The organism is Vibrio sp. 1F169 (assembly GCF_041439605.1).
Taxonomy (GTDB): Bacteria; Pseudomonadota; Gammaproteobacteria; order Enterobacterales; family Vibrionaceae; genus Vibrio; species Vibrio tasmaniensis_A.
In genome coordinates this window covers 46,987-65,851 of the sequence record NZ_JBGOOI010000014.1, presented here as the reverse complement: position 1 = coordinate 65,851, position 18,865 = coordinate 46,987, and the positions used below count along the sequence as shown (strand labels likewise).

Genomic DNA, 18,865 nt, shown 5'->3' with positions numbered 1-18,865 from the left:
TAACAGTTAGTAATTAGATTGCTTTGTGCGGGTTGACCATTGACTGCCAACGGCTCGTGTCCACATTGCACCCTAAGCTTCCATTCCCATACTCGCCGACCCGTTCCTGGCGGCAAATTTCTAGTTTGGTCTTATATGTTGTGACTGAAAGACTTAAGTCAAAGCGACTCTCTAGTGGTAACGGATCTGATGCGTTTGAGTTATGCTCATTTGGGCTATAACCTATTTGACTGTATTCAATCTGACTCGACATCACACCAGCTTGGATTAACTGGATCACAACCTCTTTATAAAGCGCCTGATTCCCGTTCCCTTTGGTACGTATTTTCCATTGCGCCACCTTTACATTTTTAGGGTAACCCAAGATAAACTCACTCACTTTTCTGGTCACCAACAGGGGTTGGTCAGAGCGAAGTTTAAGTTGATAAGTCACAGGAAAAACTTCAACTTCCGTTCCGCGAGGCTCCGATATACGGTCAACACACCCTGTAACAATGACGGCGGTAAACAAAGTAACCATCAATGATTTCATTGGCTAAACCCTCCAGCAGACAAAACTTCATCAGCCCACTTTTGTTGTGATTGTTCATAGCCACTGCCTAGTCCAAAAAAGCGCTTGAGCGTGCTAGTCTTTTTCATCGTCGGTAATTGGATCTGCTCCGCTTTGACTGGTTGAACTAAATTAACGGTCGCTACAATGACTAACTCAGTTTTACTACGTTCGGTTCCTGTATGGCGAAACAAAGCACCGATAATAGGTATATCACCAATGTAGGGAATTCGAGTCAGTGACTCTTTCTCTTCACTGTTAAGCAACCCACCAAGAACGAAGCTTTGTCCATCCCCCAGTTCCACGGTTGTCTGGGCGCGTCGTGTTCTTAATGCTGGTAAATCAAAGTTGTCACTGCTGTAACTACCATCTAGGGAGCTAACCTCTGGTGTCAGTGCTAGCTTAATTTTGTCATCTCGAAGCACCTTAGCCAGTAATTCCAGTCGCACACCGAATTCCTTATATTCAACGTTGGTTGCACCATCTATAACCGTCACAACGGGCAGTTCTCCACCCACTAAGAAACTCGCTTTCTCACCTGAAATCACCGACAAATTAGGTTCAGCTAGAACTTGACCAACGCTATCGGTACCTAAAGCTGAAATAACAGAGACAATATCGCTAGCACTAAAATGAGTAAGTTGATCCACAAATATGCCGGGCGTACCATTGCTGCCCATCTTGATGCCGAAGTCTTGCATAAAAGAGTGCGATACCTCTGCAATGGTCAACTTAACGTTCACCTGCTTAGTCGCTGATATTTCGATATTATTCACGACGCCTGCGTAATTAAGTTGAGTCATAAAACCCACATCAATGTCGTCACTCTCTTCATCACTCATTTGAAAAGAGGTTGAGTTCGCTGTTTTCCCCAAAAGCTCACCCACCAACTGGTGAATGTTATCCTTTTCCTGTTCATTAGCGACGACACCACTCAGAACAACGTTCTCACCGATGCCTGCTACAAACACTTCCGCATCGGGAAATAACACATCAATTTGTTGCTCTATTTCGCGATAACTTTTATTCACCAACAATAAGCGGTTAAATAATTCACGCCCTTTCGCATCAAATGCGATAAACGAGGCAGATCCGATATTCTTCCCAAACACCACGACCTTATTACTATCAATCACTTGGTAATCTGCAATATTCTTCCCTGAGATAAAAACAGAAGCGATTTCCCCTCGAATCGAAAAGGTTTTAGCTTCTCCCTGAGCTAAATTAGTCGAGCCTTGAGCCAAAACCTCGAATGGAAGCAGCAGAACCAATACTAAAGTCAACATTGTTGTTTTCATGGTTAACGCCCTACTCAAAACGGTATTCACGAATTCCACCAGTGCCGCCACTGCTTGGAATGATGTCTGAAGAATCAGCTTCTAGATCATCAGAAAATTCCTTACCCAATGACTTGTGCACGGCCACTTCTGCAATCCGCTGTGCCACCGTGAGTTGTGCCAGTTGTTGATTCGTCACTTGTAAGATCAATGTCACCTGAGTCTCTTTTTCCAACGTTAACGTGCTCACTGCTTTTTCTGACGTCACCATGTCCAAAACCGGTATTTGAGCCAGTAATGGCACCATAGTGAGATGTTGGATATCTGACACCGTATCCTCACTTGATAAGTTCTGATCCGGCGTTGAAAGAACAGATATGTCGACTAAATCTCCGACTGCGATGGTGCCACCCAATACATCTCTTCCCGGTACCGTAACGTTATAAGGCACAAATCCAGGGCGGATCACCGCCTGTAAGTACTGACTGTCTCCGGGAGATGTCAACATATTCGAGTCCACCAGCTCATATGCGGCAATGTCATGCACTGCGAATTGAGGAGCATTCCAATCTAACTCAATGTTTCGATCGATTCCCAATAGCGCTGCACGAGCTTCAGGCAAGTACTCTATAACGAAGTCGCTACGCTTCAGCTGCTGACCTTTCACTGCCGGGTGAGTGAGTTTCCATACCTTAAAAGTCACTTCTATAATGGGTTCTTCAGGCTGAACGGGGAAAGTATCCATCGGTACATTCACCACACCATAGAGGCCTATAGATATAGCGAGGAACGCTAAGCCAAGAATGATTTTGGAGTTCATGATTCACCTATAACGATGCAGCTATACCTAGTAGGCTTCCTATACAAATAGGTACCCCATAAGGAACACCTCTGTTTATCCACTCAGAATTACCGGTTGTTTTTCCTAATACCCACTGAGTAATCGCTAGGGTTCCACCTGCAAATAAAATTACATTAACCGCCAACAACATCATATTGGGCGATACCATTAAACTGAATGCAGCCAATAATTTACTGTCTCCAGCAGCTATAACATTGAAATGAAATAAAACTGCGCCGACGGCTAACACTATGAAAAAGTTATAAAACTGCTCAAACTTTTCGGTTTGACAGATATAAAAAACACCCAAGAGAGCAACAGCTACCACCACTCCATTAGGTATTTTTCGGTATCGGATATCTTGATAACTGACGATTGCAGCCATGGTGGCTAAGGGAATTAACCACCACAGTTTATGAGGCATTAATTAACCTACACTTGGCGACGAATTAGCGGCTTCAATATTATTAGTGATGGTTGTGATAGCTCCTTCTAAAGCTTCACGAAGAGAGTCGTTAAATACAGCCAATACGATTGCTGACATACACACACCTAGGATTGCGTATTCAATCGCTGTAACACCACGTTGATCATTATTAAAAGATTGAATAAATAGCTGAGTTCTAACAAATAAATTAGTTAACATTCGTTTCTCCAAAAGATAGATAGGTTGTTTTTTCTTCGGAGGAAATAATATTCAGTGCGCTATTTTTGAGCAATCCAAGAGTGACCTTCCTCACATTGCTCTGACATTTGCCGTCGTTCTATTCAGTTTGAGTTCAGTTTAAAGTGAAAAAAGTGATTAAACGGGAGTGGTGAGAAGAGAAGTTTTTTTCGTGTGAGGGCAATTCGTGCTTTGCGCCGCAAAAACATTGCGGTATGTTCAAAGATTACCCACTGTAACCCGCCACGCTCGGGTTCATAAGATTGATCATAATCTACGAATAATAATCACAATGAATTAGGTATACGAAGCAATGCAATTCTCAAAGTTTGGTGAAAAGTTTAATCGATACTCTGGAATCACTCGTTTAATGGATGATTTAAATGATGGCCTGCGCACTCCTGGTGCAATCATGCTCGGTGGTGGTAACCCAGCCGCGATCCCAGCCATGCTCGATTACTTTAACCAAGCCAGTGCCGACATGCTCGCCAGTGGAGAACTCATCGCCGCCCTCGCCAACTACGATGGTCCGCAGGGCAAAGACAGCTTCATCAAATCGTTAGCGGCAATGCTGAAAGAGACCTATGGTTGGGACATCAGCGAGAAGAACATCAGCCTGACTAATGGCAGTCAGAGTGGCTTCTTTTACCTATTCAACCTATTAGCGGGTCAACAGCCAGACGGTTCTCACAAGAAAATCTTGTTGCCGATCGCACCGGAATACATCGGCTACGGCGATGCGGGCATTGATGACGATATTTTTATCTCTTACCACCCAGAGATCGAACTGCTTGAAAACAGGCAGTTCAAATACCACGTTGATTTTGAACAGCTAAAGGTTGACGACTCGGTTGCCGCTATCTGTGCTTCTCGCCCAACCAACCCAACCGGTAACGTACTGACCGACGAAGAAGTGCGTAAACTGGATAAACTGGCGCGCGAAAACAACATCCCACTACTGATCGATAATGCTTACGGCCTGCCGTTTCCAAACATCATCTTTGAAGATGTCGAACCGTTCTGGAATGAAAATACGATTCTGTGCATGAGCTTATCTAAGCTTGGTTTACCGGGTGTACGTTGCGGTATCGTGATTGCGAGCGAAGAAGTAACACAAGCTCTGACTAACATGAATGGCATTATCAGCTTAGCGCCGAGCAGTGTTGGGCCGGCAATTGCCAATCATATGATTGAAAAAGGCGATTTATTGCGTTTGAGCAGTGAAGTAATCAAACCTTTCTATAAAGAGAAATCTCTACGTGCGGTTGAGCTTTTACAAGAAGCGATCGATGACCCTCGCTTCCGTATCCACAAGCCTGAAGGCGCTATTTTCTTATGGCTATGGTTTGATGAGCTGCCGATTACCACCATGGAGCTGTACGACCGCCTGAAAGCTCGTGGCGTATTGATTGTTCCGGGTGAATACTTCTTTATCGGCCAAGAAGACGAGTGGGATCATGCTCACCAGTGCTTACGCATGAACTACGTACAAGATGATGAGGCGATGCAAAAAGGCATTAATATTATTGCAGAAGAAGTGAAAAAGGCTTACAGCGAAAGTAAATAGAGATTCCCTACTCGGTCGCTCCTCCCTCTATGGAATGACGATGATAGGACAAACAAAAAAGAGCACCGACCTTCTTCAAGGTACTGGTGCTCTTTCACTTCTACTTCCCGAGATTTATTAGCTTAAATGAGCTAATAACGCTTAACCTTCTAGAAGACTATTACCATTAATAGCAATCTTACGTGGTTGCATCGCTTCTGGGATTTCGCGTTCTAGGTCGATGTGAAGAAGACCATTTTCCATGCTTGCGCCCACCACTTTTACGTAGTCTGCCAGTTGGAATTTACGCTCGAAATCACGCTCTGCGATACCTTGGTATACGAAGGTTTTCTCTGCTTCTGCTTTACGCTCACCTTTAACAATTAGCATGTTCTCTTTCTGAGTAAGATCTAATTGGTCATCAGCAAAACCAGCAACGGCCATAGTAATACGGTAGTTGTTCTCGTCTTTTTGCTCGATGTTGTATGGAGGGTAACCGCCAGAAGAGTTCTTCGATGTGTTCGCTTCCATCATGTTGAATAGACGATCGAAGCCGATTGCGTTGCGGTAAAGTGGAGTGAAATCTACAGTTCTCATAATGCTATCCTTTTAGTAAGCAATAGTCTTAGCCGTGAATTTTACTGAGATCGAACCTGTGAGAGATCCAGTAAACAGCTAAGGGATTCAGTTCGCATTCCACGGGTTTCACCTCGTTTGGCGACAACACTGGGACATGGCAATGAATCAATTTTTAAATTGTGTGCTGCCAAAGTTATCCTCTATTGAGCGATACTCTAGCAACGATTATGAAGGTTCTGTTTCTTCTCTTGTAGAGCAAGACAGTCATCCTCTTCACAACTAGATATGTGGATTGAGCGAATCAGTTTCAAGCGTTTATTTTCAATTATTTTTCCAATCCAATATTTTTCAATCACTTAAAAACAAAAAAAGACCGTCATTTCTGACAGTCTTTTCAATAAGATATTGAGTTTTTGAGACGAAACTATTTCGTTTTAGTTCAAGGAAGAGGCGCGGAGCATACGAATGTATGTGAGCACCTCTAACACAGAAATTAAGCGAAAGAGCGAAGTATCAAAGATACTAAACGTCTAAGTTCGCTACCTTCAGTGCGTTCTCTTCAATGAAGTTACGACGAGGCTCAACTTGATCACCCATCAACGTTGTAAACAACAGATCAGCACCAACAGCATCTTCAATCGTTACTTGCATCATACGACGAGTTTCAGGATCCATTGTTGTTTCCCAAAGTTGATCAGGGTTCATCTCACCTAGACCTTTGTATCGTTGTAGGCTTAGACCACGACGAGACTCTTTCACTAACCAGTTAAGAGCTTCAACGAAGCTAGAAACTTCTTGAGTACGCTCACCACGTTTAATGTAAGCACCTTCTTCAATCAAGCCTTCAAGAGCTTCAGAAAGATCCGCTAACTTACCAAACTCTTTAGAGTTAATAAGATCAATGCTCAATACGTGTTCATGAGTCACACCATGAGTACGAACCACAATCTTAGGAACGCTTAAACCTAGCTCTTCGTGTTTTTCAACTTCAAGGCTGTATTGGCTTGCACCCGCTTCTTTACCGTTTAGCTGCTCTACTAGCTGCTTACCCCAAGCTTCAACCACCGCGTCATCATGACACTGCTCAGCGGTTAGGCGAGGAACGTAAATCAGTTCGTGAACCAATGCGCGTGGGTAGCGGCGGCTCATACGATCAACCAGCTTGATGCCTGCATTGTATTGCTGAACAAGCTTCTCTAAGCCTTCACCGGCAAACGCAGGTGCTTCAGGATTTACGTGCAGTTCTGCATTGTCTAAAGCCAAAGATACTTGATACTGGTTCATCGCATCTTCATCTTTGATGTACTGCTCTTGCTTACCCTTCTTCACTTTGTAAAGTGGCGGTTGAGCAATGTAGATGTAACCACGTTCAATCAGCTCAGGCATTTGACGGTAGAAGAACGTCAGTAGCAGAGTACGGATGTGAGAACCATCGACATCGGCATCGGTCATGATGATGATGTTATGGTAACGCAGTTTATCTGGGTTGTATTCATCACGACCAATACCACAACCAAGGGCTGTGATTAGCGTTGCGACTTCTTGAGAAGACAGCATTTTATCGAAACGCGCTTTCTCTACGTTAAGGATTTTACCTTTAAGCGGTAGGATTGCTTGGTTCTTACGGTTACGCCCCTGCTTAGCTGATCCGCCAGCAGAGTCTCCTTCCACAATATATAGTTCAGACTGTGCAGGATCTTTTTCCTGACAGTCAGCTAGTTTACCTGGAAGACCCGCTAAATCTAATGCGCCTTTACGACGAGTCATCTCACGAGCTTTACGCGCTGCATCACGAGCACGCGCTGCATCGATAATTTTAGAACAAACGATTTTCGCTTCACCTGGGTTCTCAATTAGGAACTCAGATAACTTCTCACCCATCGTAGACTCAACGGCAGACTTCACTTCTGAAGAAACCAGCTTGTCTTTCGTTTGGCTTGAGAACTTAGGATCTGGCACTTTCACCGAAACAATCGCAGTCAAACCTTCACGAGCATCATCACCTGATGTTGAAGTCTTCGCTTTCTTCGAGAAACCTTCTTTATCCATGAAGCTGTTCAAGGTACGCGTTAGTGCAGCACGGAAACCCGCTAAGTGAGCACCACCATCGCGTTGAGGGATGTTGTTGGTGAAACAGTAGATGTTCTCTTGGTAACCATCGTTCCACTGCATTGCAACTTCAACGGTAATGCCGTCATCACGCTCTGAATCAAAGTGGAAAATCTTTTGGATGATTGGTGTTTTGTTGGTATTAAGGTGTTCAACAAACGCTTGGATACCGCCTTCGTATTCGAAGTGATCCATTTTGTCTTCTTCACGCTTATCAATTAGCTTAATTGATACACCTGAGTTCAAGAATGATAGCTCACGTAGACGCTTAGCTAAAATGTCGTAATGGAACTCGATGTTAGTGAAGGTTTCTTCACTCGGCCAGAAACGAATCTCTGTACCTGTTTTATCCGTGTCACCGATAACCGCTAATGGCGCTTGAGGCTCACCGTGGCTGTAGGTTTGAGTGTGGATTTTGCCACCGCGGTGGATAGTAAGAGTAACTTGCTTAGAAAGTGCGTTAACTACTGAAACACCAACACCGTGCAGACCACCAGATACCTTGTACGAGTTATCATCGAACTTACCACCAGCGTGAAGAACCGTCATGATTACTTCTGCTGCTGATACTTTTTCTTCTGGGTGCAATTCTGTTGGAATACCACGGCCGTCATCGCTTACAGACACTGAGCTATCTTCATGGATAGTTACAATGATGTCATTACAGTGACCAGCTAGCGCTTCATCAATAGAGTTATCTACCACCTCAAAAACCATGTGGTGCAGACCGGTACCATCATCCGTGTCGCCAATGTACATTCCAGGACGCTTACGTACCGCATCCAGACCCTTCAGTACTTTAATACTCGATGAATCGTAATTATCTGACATAGTTACTCTCTGACTAATTATCCTTGCTCTATTTTGCCATGTTCCACATGAAACATCCTGCTATTTTCGTCATGCATATCTGCAATCTGATCAGCGGTAATAGAGCTTACAAAAACTTGAGCCTGGGTCGCCTTTAAACACTCAGCAAGACGTGCTCGGCGTTGGCTATCTAATTCGGAAGCAAAGTCATCTATCAAATAGATGCACTGCTTACCTGTCATTTGAGTGATGTGTTGCCCTTGTGCTACTCGCAGCGCGCACACCATCAACTTCAATTGACCTCGTGACAAGACATCTTCCACTGGAGTGCCGTTCACTTTTATCTTCAGATCCGCTTTGTTTGGCCCACTAAAGGTGTAACCAAGCTGCTGATCCCTTTCAAAATTCTTTTCTAAAATATCGGCATATGGGGTGTCTTTGTCCCAACCACGATAATAGTTAATCTTTATCTCAAACTCAGGAAGGAAGGTCGCACAGATTTCTTCGGCGACTTCTTTAAGCTGTTCAACGTAAGTGGCACGCCACTGGCTGATACTTTCCGCTAAACGGGCCAATTCTTGGTCCCAATAGCTCAGTTCTCGATAGTTTTTTGCCGTTTTCAATAAGGCGTTTCGCTGCTTATTGAGGCGCTTTACCCTGCCCCATGCATCATAAAAGCCGGACTCACTGTGGAAGACTCCCCAATCAATGAATGCGCGGCGATGCTTAGGTCCATCGGTTAGTAAATCAAACCCTTCCGGGTGAATCAACTGCAAAGGTAAAACCTGAGCTAACTGAGCCAATTTTTGCCCAGTTTGACCGCTTATTTTAACCTCTGTTGTGCCATCGCGCTGCTTATTAATGCCAATTGGCAGCTCAAATTGATCCGAGGTCATAAAACGGCCATGTACAAACAGCTCACTGCACTCGTTTTGTATGATACGGCCGGTGAGTGAACTCTTAAATGAGCGACCATGTCCGAGCAGATATACCGCTTCAAGGACACTGGTTTTTCCGCTCCCGTTAGCCCCTATAAGAAAGTTAAAGCCTGATGACGGTTGAATGTCACAGGCTTCTATATTTCTAAACTGCTTAACGATTAAGCGCGATAAAGGCATAACGTCTTCATATTAATCTTCAATCACGACTCGATAGGTAAACGTTGTTGATCAGTAAACATCACAAACAACGCTTATAAGCGAATAGGCATAACAACGTACATCGCGCTGTCGTCTTGTGCGTTCTCGATAAGAGCACTCGCATTGGCGTCTGACATTGAGATTCGAACTTGCTCACAACGTAGTGTGTTCAGAACATCCAATACGTAGCTTACGTTGAAGCCAATCTCTAGCGCGTCACCGTCGAAGTTAACATCTAACACTTCTTCCGCTTCTTCTTGTTCTGGGTTGTTCGCGGTAATGCGCATCTCGCTATCGACAAGATTAACGCGAACACCACGGAATTTTTCGTTCGACAGAATCGCCGCACGAGAAAATGCTGAACGTAATTCATCACAACCAGCTTCAAGTGTCTTGGTAGTATTTTGCGGCATTACGCGGCGATAATCAGGGAAACGACCATCAACCAGCTTAGAAGTGAATACATAGTTGTTCACTTCAGCACGCACATTAGAGTTACCAATTTGCAGCGTTACCGGTTGCTCTGGTGCATCCAGTAGCTTCACTAACTCTTGCACACCTTTACGAGGAACAATGATCTGCTTCTGAGCAAAATCGGCACCCAATTGTGCTTGAGATACCGCCATACGGTGACCATCAGTTGCGACACTTCGTAGGATTGAACCTTCAATCTCAAACAACATGCCGTTGAGGTAATAACGAACATCTTGGTTCGCCATTGAGAATTGGGTTTTCTCGATAAGACCACGTAGCTCAGCTTGTGTCACTGACACTTCAACTTCACTGCTCCAGTCTTCAATGTTTGGAAAATCTGCCGCAGGTAATGTTGCTAATGAGAAGCGGCTACGACCAGAACGAACCTGAATACGGTCGCCATCCAATACCACAGTGATCACTGAGTTGTCTGGCAAGCCACGACAGATATCTAGGAATTTACGTGAAGGTACAGTAATGCTGCCCGCTTCGAAATCACCTTCAAGCGTTACACGGCTGATCAGTTCAACTTCTAGATCCGTTGCTGTCATCGACAACACGTTATCTTCTACTTTAATCAGTAGATTTCCTAGAATTGGAAGCGTTGGCCTGCCACCGAGTGCGCCAGATACTTGTTGTAATGGCTTAATCAGGTGACTACGTTCAATGGTAAATTTCATATCTTGCTCTTACGGTCTAAATGGCACTGCGTAATAGTACGTGGCCAATATTCTGCTTATTAAGGTTAAGAATACTGTGTATTAAGAAGAAAGGGTACGAATCAAGTTCGAATAATCTTCTTTAATGTCGTGGCTCTCTTCACGCAACTGAGCAATCTTACGACAAGCATGCAGTACGGTCGTGTGGTCACGGCCACCGAATGCATCGCCAATCTCAGGCAAGCTGTGGTTAGTTAACTCTTTAGCCAGTGCCATCGCCAGTTGGCGTGGACGAGCAACAGAACGAGAACGACGTTTAGATAATAGATCAGCAACTTTGATTTTGTAGTATTCAGCGACTGTCTTTTGAATGTTATCAATGGTGACGAGTTTTTCTTGCAGGGCAAGCAAGTCACGCAGTGCTTCACGCACGAAATCGATCGTGATCGGACGGCCAGTGAAGTTTGCATTCGCAATAACACGGTTCAATGCGCCTTCAAGCTCACGAACGTTAGAGCGTAAACGCTTAGCAATAAAGAATGCCACTTCATCCGCAAGGTGAATTTGGTGGTCTTCGGCTTTCTTCATTAAGATCGCAACACGAGTCTCAAGCTCAGGAGGCTCAATCGCTACCGTCAAACCCCAGCCGAAGCGAGATTTAAGACGATCCTCTACCCCGTTGATCTCTTTTGGATAACGGTCAGAGGTTAGGATGATCTGTTGGTTGCCTTCAAGCAGCGCATTAAAGGTATGGAAGAACTCTTCTTGAGAGCGCTCTTTATTCGCGAAAAATTGGATATCATCGATAAGCAAAGCATCAACACTACGGTAGTAGCGCTTAAATTCTTCAATCGCGTTATTTTGTAACGCCTTCACCATATCCTGAACAAAACGCTCAGAATGCATGTAAACCACTTTCGCATTCGGCTTATTATCAACAATGGCATTACCCACCGCATGCAACAAGTGTGTCTTACCTAAACCGGTGCCACCGTATAAAAACAACGGGTTATAAGCTGTTCCTGGATTATCAGAAACCTGACGTGCCGCCGCCAAACCCAATTGGTTTGATTTACCCTCAACAAAGTTATTGAACTTATGTTTTGGGTTTACGTTTGAACGGTGGTTAAGATCAACCGCTACAGGCTCTTCATCACGCCAGATATTGTGAACAGGCTTACGAGCTTGTAACTGCGCAGGTGCTGACGATTCAGCGGCCACATCAGCGGCTGTACGGGTACGAGCTGGGGCGATAGTCTCAGATTTTGGAGCAGTAACTCGTTTGTTCCCAATTTCAAAATGAAGATGCGGGATATCATTACCACAATATTCTTGTAGCAAACGGTTAATGCTATTTAGGTACTTATCGCGCACCCAATCGAGTACAAATCGGTTTGGTGCAAATAGAGTTAGAGTATTACCATTGAGCTCCGCTTGTAACGGACGTACCCACATACTGAATTCTGTAGCTGGTAACTCTTCTTGAAGCTGTTGCAAGCATTGCAACCAAAGCGAAGATGACACGGTGCCCCACTCTATTTAAGTTATATGAAATGACCGTTAATTTTACCTGTTGATAAGTCAGATCACCAGCAATTGATCACAGATCCAGTGAATAAGATCCAAGTTATTCACAATAAATTTGTAAATAATCGGTGGATCCACACATCTTGCCCCTAATTTACTCACACAATGATCCACTTATGCCCGGATCCTTGCTAGTTATCCCCAAATCGAGAATGCGATCTGGTTATGGTTAATAACATCTGGTTATTTATTCTATTGAGCATTTTCCCAGTAACATCCAACCCTATAAATATAAGGAGTTACCAAATGAATAACTGGATTAAGGCTGCAATTGCGGCTATCGCACTCTCTGCTGCTACTGTTCAAGCCGCGACTGAAGTTAAAGTCGGCATGTCTGGTCGCTACTTCCCGTTTACGTTCGTTAAACAAGACCAACTACAAGGTTTTGAAGTGGATTTATGGGATGAGATCGGTAAGCGTAACGATTACAAGGTTGAATACGTAACGGCAAACTTCTCTGGTCTTTTTGGTCTTCTTGAAACGGGTCGTATCGATACCATTTCAAACCAAATTACAATGACGGATGCACGTAAAGCGAAATACCTATTCGCAGATCCATACGTAGTAGACGGTGCACAAATTACCGTTCGTAAAGGTAATGACAGCATTAAGGGTATCGAAGACCTTGATGGCAAGACGGTTGCGGTAAACCTAGGTTCAAACTTTGAACAACTGCTTCGCAGCTACGATAAAGATGGCAAGATCAATGTTAAAACCTACGATACAGGTATTGAGCATGATGTCGCTCTTGGTCGTGCCGATGCATTCGTAATGGATCGCCTATCAGCACTAGAGCTTATCAAGAAGACGGGGCTACCATTACAGCTAGCGGGTCAGCCATTCGAAACCATTGAAAACGCTTGGCCTTTCGTGGACAACGACAACGGTAAAAAACTGCAAGCAGAAGTAAACCAAGCATTAGCAGCAATGCGCGCAGATGGTACGCTAGAAAGTATCTCTCAGAAATGGTTTGGTGCGGACATTACTCAGAAGTAATCACTCACTATCTCCATTCGAGGCCCACTGCTTTACACGGCGGTGGGCTTTTTGCTTTTGTGCACTGATTAAAAGCCTGATAGAACAGTATTTCCAAATAGAACAACACTTCCAATACTAATACGAGATAGATTATGGGATTTGACTTTAATTACATGCTAGAGCTGTTGCCAATACTACTGAAGTATTTAGGCACCACGATGGAGATGGCGACTTGGGGCTTGTTCTTTGCTCTGATCCTGTCTCTGATACTGGCGAATATTCGTGTATTCAAAATCCCAGTACTCGACCAACTGAGCCAGCTGTACATTAGCTTCTTTCGAGGCACACCACTGTTGGTACAGCTTTTCCTCCTTTATTACGGCTTACCACAAGTATTCCCGTGGATGGTTGGGTTGGATGCTTTCAGCGCCGCTGTAATTGGCTTAACCCTGCACTTTGCCGCGTATATGGCAGAAAGTATTCGTGCCGCGATTATCGGTATTGATCGTAGCCAGATGGAAGCCAGCCTCTCAGTCGGTATGACAACCAGTCAAGCGATGCGCCGAGTGATCTTGCCGCAAGCAACCCGCGTAGCACTGCCTTCTTTAATGAACTATTTCATCGACATGATCAAGTCGACTTCACTTGCATTCACCTTAGGTGTAGCCGAAATCATGGCTAAAGCTCAGATGGAAGCTTCTTCAAGTTTCCGCTTCTTCGAGGCTTTCTTAGCAGTCGCGCTGATTTACTGGGGCGTAGTGGTTATCCTCACTCGTATTCAAATTTGGGCCGAAGTGAAACTGAATAAGGCGTATGTACGATGATCAAATTACAAAATATCCACAAGCAGTTTGGTGACACCGAAGTTTTGAAAGGGATCGACCTAGAAATCAAACAAGGTGAGATAATTGTCATCATAGGTTCAAGTGGTACGGGTAAGTCTACCCTGCTGCGTTGTGTGAATTTTCTAGAGCAAGCCGATCAAGGTATTATTTCGATTGATGATATTAAGGTTGATGCTCAGAAACACACCAAAGCAGAGGTGCTTGCACTGCGTCGTAAGACTGGTTTTGTATTCCAAAACTATGCACTATTTGCTCACCAAACCGCGAGACAGAATATAGCTGAAGGTTTGATTACCGTTCGTGGTTGGAAAAAGAAGCAAGCCCATGAAAAAGCACAACAAATACTCGACGACATTGGCTTAGGAGAGAAAGCTGATAGCTACCCAGCCGCGCTCTCTGGTGGCCAGCAGCAACGGGTTGGTATTGGCCGTGCAATGGCTCTACAACCAGAGCTTTTACTGTTTGATGAGCCGACTTCAGCGCTTGATCCTGAGTGGGTTGGTGAAGTCCTTAACTTAATGAAAAAACTGGCAAATCAGCATCAAACCATGCTGGTGGTTACGCATGAAATGCAGTTCGCTAGAGAGGTCGCAGACAGAGTGATCTTCATGGCTGATGGCCACATTGTCGAACAGGGATCTCCACAGGATATTTTTGGTAATCCACAGGATCCTAAATTAAAGAAATTCTTAAATAAGGTCGGGATCGAATAAGGATCCTTGTGATTTTAGTTATTCTACGTATAATCCCCCGACCGGAATTTTAGTTAACCCAATCATTGACACTTTTTGTGACAGTGATTACAATTCCGCCTCTTTGTTGAGAGGCGTCGGTTTTCCTTTCTTATATAAAGAAGAGAAAAAATGCCCACGCCGGGTTTAACAAAAACCTAAAACTACTGATCAGTAAGGTAATTACAATGAAACGCACTTTTCAACCTACAGTTCTAAAGCGTAAGCGTACACACGGTTTCCGTGCTCGCATGGCTACTAAGAACGGTCGCGCAACAATCAATGCACGTCGTGCAAAAGGCCGTAAGCGTCTTTCTAAGTAATCTTTGATTATTTTGAATAAGCTAGCCTTCGGTCGGGAGTTACGCTTGTTAACTCCCGAACATTATCAGAATGTCTTCAAGCAAGCTCATCGAGCAGGCTCCCCTCATTTCACCATCATTGCCCGAAATAACTCTCTTTCAAATCCTCGCCTTGGATTAGCCGTTCCGAAAAAGCAGATTAAAACCGCCGTGGGTCGTAATCGATTCAAGCGTCTTACTCGTGAAAGCTTTCGTAACACTCAACACAAACTTCCTAACAAAGATTATGTTGTAATCGCTAAGAAGAGCGCGCAAGATTTAAGCAATGAAGAAATGTTCAAGCTACTCGACAAATTATGGCTTCGCCTGTCTCGCCCTTCGCGTGGATAGCGCTAATACCCATCTATTTTTATAGATGGTTTATTAGTCCACTCATCGGCCCACGCTGCCGATTTACTCCAACCTGCTCTTTATATGCGATAGAAGCGTTGAAAGCTCACGGTTTTGTAAAAGGGTGTTGGTTATCAGGCAAACGTCTATTAAAATGCCATCCTTTGAACGAAGGGGGCTTTGACCCCGTTCCACCAGTCCAAAAACAAGACAGAGATAAATAACGATGGATTCTCAACGTAATATCCTGTTAATCGCATTGGCTTTGGTTTCTTTCCTACTGTTCCAACAATGGAACGTAGCTCAGAACCCAGCTCCACAAGCGGTTGAGCAGGCACAATCTGGCAGCACCCTACCAGCGCCATCTTATGCAGATGATCTAGACCCGGCTCCTGGTCAAGTTGCTTCTGCTAAAACTATCACAGTAACAACTGATGTTCTGACTCTGTCAATTGATACGGTTGGTGGTGATGTCGTTACAGCAAACCTAAACGATTACTCTGCTGAGTTCGATTCTGAAGATACTTTTGTTCTTCTTAAAAACGAGCCTGGTCACCAATTTATCGCTCAAAGCGGTCTAGTGGGTCCTCAAGGTATCGATTTAAGCAGCACTAACCGCCCTAGCTACACGGTTTCAGCAGACAGCTTCACGTTGGCTGAAGGTCAAGATGAACTACGCATCCCAATGACTTACCAAGCGAACGGCCTGGATTACACAAAAACATTCGTCCTTAAGCGCGGCAGCTACGCGATTGACGTTGAATACGATGTAGTCAACAACTCTGGCAATAACGCAACATTCGGCATGTACGCTCACCTACGTCAAAACGTTATGGATGACGGTGGTAGCCTAACAATGCCAACTTACCGTGGTGGTGCTTACTCTACGGAAGATACGCGTTACAAAAAATACAGCTTCGACGACATGCAAGATCGCAACCTTTCTCTTAACCTAGCAAACGGTCAAGGTTGGGCAGCGATGATTCAACACTATTTTGCAAGTGCTTGGATTCCACGCGACGAAGCAGGCAGCAACCTTTACACTCGTGTAATTGGTAACCTTGGCGACATCGGTGTTCGCATGCCGAACAAAACCATCGCTACTGGCGACGAAGCAAGCTTCAAAGCAACGCTTTGGGTTGGTCCTAAACTTCAAGATCAAATGGCTGCTGTTGCACCAAACCTAGACCTAGTAGTTGACTACGGTTGGTTATGGTTCATAGCTAAACCACTTCATACTCTGCTTTCGTTCATTCAAGGCATCGTTGTGAACTGGGGTCTGGCAATCATCTGTCTAACTTTCATCGTTCGTGGTGCTATGTACCCACTAACGAAAGCTCAGTACACGTCTATGGCGAAAATGCGTATGCTTCAGCCTAAGCTGACTGCAATGCGTGAGCGTATTGGCGACGACCGTCAACGCATGAGCCAAGAAATGATGGAGCTTTACAAGAAAGAGAAAGTAAACCCACTAGGTGGCTGTTTACCTATCCTTCTTCAAATGCCTATCTTCATTTCGCTATACTGGGCACTAATGGAGTCTGTTGAACTGCGTCACTCACCGTTCTTCGGTTGGATTACTGACCTTTCAGCACAAGACCCATACTACATCTTGCCACTTCTGATGGGTGCTTCAATGTTCCTAATCCAGAAGATGAGCCCGACAACTGTAACGGATCCAATGCAGCAGAAGATCATGACCTTTATGCCGGTTATGTTCACATTCTTCTTCCTGTTCTTCCCTTCAGGTCTGGTTCTTTACTGGCTAGTATCGAACATCGTAACTCTAATTCAGCAAACGCTTATCTACCGCGCACTGGAAAAGAAAGGCTTACATTCTAAGTAAGTTCGATAATAGAAAGAGATAAAGAAAGGCGACCAAAAGGTCGCCTTTTTGTTTTTAGCTGATTACAATTCAGCTAATTGATTAATCGTGAATGCCCTCTTTGGCTTTCACATGCTAGCAGGCACACCTATGACTACAGATACGATTGTTGCTCAAGCGACCGCGCCAGGCCGTGGTGGCGTCGGTATTATCCGCGTTTCCGGCCCATTGGCGACTCAGGTTGCCCTAGAAGTAACAGGAAAAACACTTAAGCCTCGCTACGCTGAGTACCTGCCGTTTAAATCTCACGATGGCATCGAACTCGACCAAGGTATCGCGCTTTTCTTCCCTAACCCACATTCGTTTACTGGCGAAGACGTGTTAGAGCTGCAAGGCCACGGCGGTCCGGTGGTGATGGATATGCTAATCAAACGAATCCTCGCGATCTCAGGCGTGCGTGCTGCGCGTCCAGGTGAGTTTTCAGAGCGTGCCTTCTTAAACGACAAGATGGATTTAACTCAAGCCGAAGCGATTGCTGACCTGATTGACGCAAGCTCAGAAGAAGCGGCGAAATCTGCACTACAATCCCTGCAAGGTGAATTCTCAAAGCGTATTAATACACTGGTAGATTCCCTGATTTACCTAAGAATCTACGTTGAAGCGGCTATCGACTTCCCTGAAGAAGAAATTGATTTCCTTGCTGACGGTAAAGTAAGTGCTGACTTACAGGCTATCATGGACAATCTCGAAGCTGTGCGCCAAGAAGCCAATCAAGGTGCCATCATGCGTGAAGGTATGAAAGTCGTGATTGCAGGTCGCCCAAATGCGGGTAAATCGAGCCTATTAAATGCATTGTCAGGCAAAGAATCTGCCATTGTGACTGATATTGCCGGCACTACGCGTGATGTACTGCGTGAACATATCCATATTGATGGCATGCCACTGCATATTATTGATACCGCAGGCCTACGTGAGGCCTCTGATGAAGTAGAAAAGATAGGTATTGAACGTGCTTGGGAAGAAATAGCTCAGGCAGACCGAGTTTTATTTATGGTTGATGGCACAACAACAGACGCAACCGACCCGAAAGATATCTGGCCAGATTTCGTTGATCGTCTACCAGACAACATCGGAATGACGGTAATTCGTAATAAAGCGGATCAAACCAGTGAAGAGTTAGGCATTTGTCATGTTAACGATCCAACCCTGATTCGCTTATCAGCCAAAACAGGCCAAGGTGTCGACGCTCTGCGTAGTCATCTAAAGGATTGTATGGGCTTTGCTGGTGGTCATGAAGGTGGCTTTATGGCACGTCGTCGTCACTTAGATGCCCTAGAACGAGCATCAGAACACCTAGATATCGGCCAACAGCAGCTTGAAGGCTACATGGCGGGTGAGATTTTAGCGGAAGAGCTTCGAATTACTCAGCAGCACCTCAATGAGATCACGGGTGAGTTCAGTTCAGACGATCTTTTAGGTCGCATCTTCTCTTCATTCTGTATTGGTAAATAACCTTAAAAGGCCGGCTCATGCTGGCCTTCTTCTTTAGTAAGGACAGC

19 protein-coding genes are annotated in these 18,865 nt (G+C 44.7%); 9 read left to right on the top strand and 10 right to left on the bottom strand.

Going from position 1 to position 18,865, the window contains the following annotated elements; translation table 11 throughout:
* Positions 1-13: 13 nt before the first annotated feature.
* From ACED53_RS08415 to ACED53_RS08395, 5 genes are read right to left on the bottom strand one after another with little or no spacing between them, the layout of a single operon-like run.
* Entirely contained in the window at positions 14-532 is a 519-nt protein-coding gene (locus tag ACED53_RS08415) for a hypothetical protein (RefSeq protein ID WP_017099668.1), read from the bottom strand.
* Entirely contained in the window at positions 529-1,848 is a 1,320-nt protein-coding gene (locus tag ACED53_RS08410; RefSeq protein ID WP_009848145.1) for a type II and III secretion system protein family protein, read from the bottom strand. The genes ACED53_RS08415 and ACED53_RS08410 overlap by 4 nt, the downstream gene beginning before the upstream one ends.
* A gap of 10 nt (positions 1,849-1,858) precedes the next feature.
* Positions 1,859-2,647, bottom strand: coding sequence for an RcpC/CpaB family pilus assembly protein (locus ACED53_RS08405; protein ID WP_017096601.1), 789 nt, complete (start codon positions 2,645-2,647; stop codon positions 1,859-1,861).
* A gap of 7 nt (positions 2,648-2,654) precedes the next feature.
* Complete coding sequence (locus ACED53_RS08400) at positions 2,655-3,092, bottom strand: prepilin peptidase (protein WP_017099669.1); 438 nt, start codon at positions 3,090-3,092, stop codon at positions 2,655-2,657.
* Between the two features lie 3 nt (positions 3,093-3,095).
* Positions 3,096-3,314, bottom strand: a complete 219-nt coding sequence (locus ACED53_RS08395; protein WP_009848142.1) for a Flp family type IVb pilin — start codon at positions 3,312-3,314, stop codon at positions 3,096-3,098.
* Between the two features lie 331 nt (positions 3,315-3,645).
* On the opposite strand from ACED53_RS08395, the gene ACED53_RS08390 reads away from it, so the two are divergent.
* Complete coding sequence (locus ACED53_RS08390; protein WP_017099670.1) at positions 3,646-4,899, top strand: valine--pyruvate transaminase; 1,254 nt, start codon at positions 3,646-3,648, stop codon at positions 4,897-4,899.
* Between the two features lie 141 nt (positions 4,900-5,040).
* Here the strand turns inward: ACED53_RS08390 and ACED53_RS08385 are convergent, their stop codons facing one another.
* From ACED53_RS08385 to dnaA, 5 genes are all read right to left on the bottom strand, one after another.
* The gene (locus ACED53_RS08385; RefSeq protein WP_009848140.1) at positions 5,041-5,475 is read right to left on the bottom strand and encodes an Hsp20 family protein; all 435 of its coding nucleotides are present in this window, start codon (positions 5,473-5,475) and stop codon (positions 5,041-5,043) included.
* 504 nt (positions 5,476-5,979) lie between these two features.
* Positions 5,980-8,397: a DNA topoisomerase (ATP-hydrolyzing) subunit B gene (gyrB, locus tag ACED53_RS08380; protein ID WP_017099671.1), complete on the bottom strand. Its 2,418-nt coding sequence runs from the start codon at positions 8,395-8,397 to the stop codon at positions 5,980-5,982.
* A 17-nt stretch (positions 8,398-8,414) separates the two neighbouring features.
* The gene (gene recF / locus ACED53_RS08375) at positions 8,415-9,494 is read right to left on the bottom strand and encodes a DNA replication/repair protein RecF (RefSeq protein WP_017099672.1); all 1,080 of its coding nucleotides are present in this window, start codon (positions 9,492-9,494) and stop codon (positions 8,415-8,417) included.
* 74 nt (positions 9,495-9,568) lie between these two features.
* The gene (dnaN, locus tag ACED53_RS08370) at positions 9,569-10,669 is read right to left on the bottom strand and encodes a DNA polymerase III subunit beta (RefSeq protein ID WP_017099673.1); all 1,101 of its coding nucleotides are present in this window, start codon (positions 10,667-10,669) and stop codon (positions 9,569-9,571) included.
* Between the two features lie 81 nt (positions 10,670-10,750).
* The gene (gene dnaA / locus ACED53_RS08365) at positions 10,751-12,172 is read right to left on the bottom strand and encodes a chromosomal replication initiator protein DnaA (protein WP_009848136.1); all 1,422 of its coding nucleotides are present in this window, start codon (positions 12,170-12,172) and stop codon (positions 10,751-10,753) included.
* Between the two features lie 309 nt (positions 12,173-12,481).
* On the opposite strand from dnaA, the gene ACED53_RS08360 reads away from it, so the two are divergent.
* From ACED53_RS08360 to mnmE, 8 genes are all read left to right on the top strand, one after another.
* Positions 12,482-13,231 carry an amino acid ABC transporter substrate-binding protein gene (locus ACED53_RS08360; protein WP_029223762.1) on the top strand — a complete coding sequence of 250 codons (750 nt, stop codon included), beginning with the start codon at positions 12,482-12,484 and terminating at the stop codon, positions 13,229-13,231.
* 134 nt (positions 13,232-13,365) lie between these two features.
* Positions 13,366-14,037 carry an amino acid ABC transporter permease gene (locus ACED53_RS08355; RefSeq protein ID WP_009848134.1) on the top strand — a complete coding sequence of 224 codons (672 nt, stop codon included), beginning with the start codon at positions 13,366-13,368 and terminating at the stop codon, positions 14,035-14,037.
* A complete protein-coding gene (locus tag ACED53_RS08350; RefSeq protein WP_009848133.1) occupies positions 14,034-14,771 on the top strand; it encodes an amino acid ABC transporter ATP-binding protein in 738 nt (245 codons plus the stop codon). The genes ACED53_RS08355 and ACED53_RS08350 overlap by 4 nt, the downstream gene beginning before the upstream one ends.
* A gap of 206 nt (positions 14,772-14,977) precedes the next feature.
* Positions 14,978-15,112, top strand: a complete 135-nt coding sequence (rpmH, locus tag ACED53_RS08345; RefSeq protein ID WP_004735800.1) for a 50S ribosomal protein L34 — start codon at positions 14,978-14,980, stop codon at positions 15,110-15,112.
* 45 nt (positions 15,113-15,157) lie between these two features.
* Positions 15,158-15,481: a ribonuclease P protein component gene (gene rnpA, locus ACED53_RS08340; protein WP_029223763.1), complete on the top strand. Its 324-nt coding sequence runs from the start codon at positions 15,158-15,160 to the stop codon at positions 15,479-15,481.
* Positions 15,448-15,705, top strand: coding sequence for a membrane protein insertion efficiency factor YidD (gene yidD / locus ACED53_RS08335; protein ID WP_004735802.1), 258 nt, complete (start codon positions 15,448-15,450; stop codon positions 15,703-15,705). The genes rnpA and yidD overlap by 34 nt, the downstream gene beginning before the upstream one ends.
* 2 nt (positions 15,706-15,707) lie before the next feature.
* Positions 15,708-17,327: a membrane protein insertase YidC gene (gene yidC, locus ACED53_RS08330; protein ID WP_009848131.1), complete on the top strand. Its 1,620-nt coding sequence runs from the start codon at positions 15,708-15,710 to the stop codon at positions 17,325-17,327.
* Between the two features lie 129 nt (positions 17,328-17,456).
* Positions 17,457-18,818: a tRNA uridine-5-carboxymethylaminomethyl(34) synthesis GTPase MnmE gene (mnmE, locus tag ACED53_RS08325; protein WP_029225326.1), complete on the top strand. Its 1,362-nt coding sequence runs from the start codon at positions 17,457-17,459 to the stop codon at positions 18,816-18,818.
* Positions 18,819-18,865: the final 47 nt, after the last annotated feature.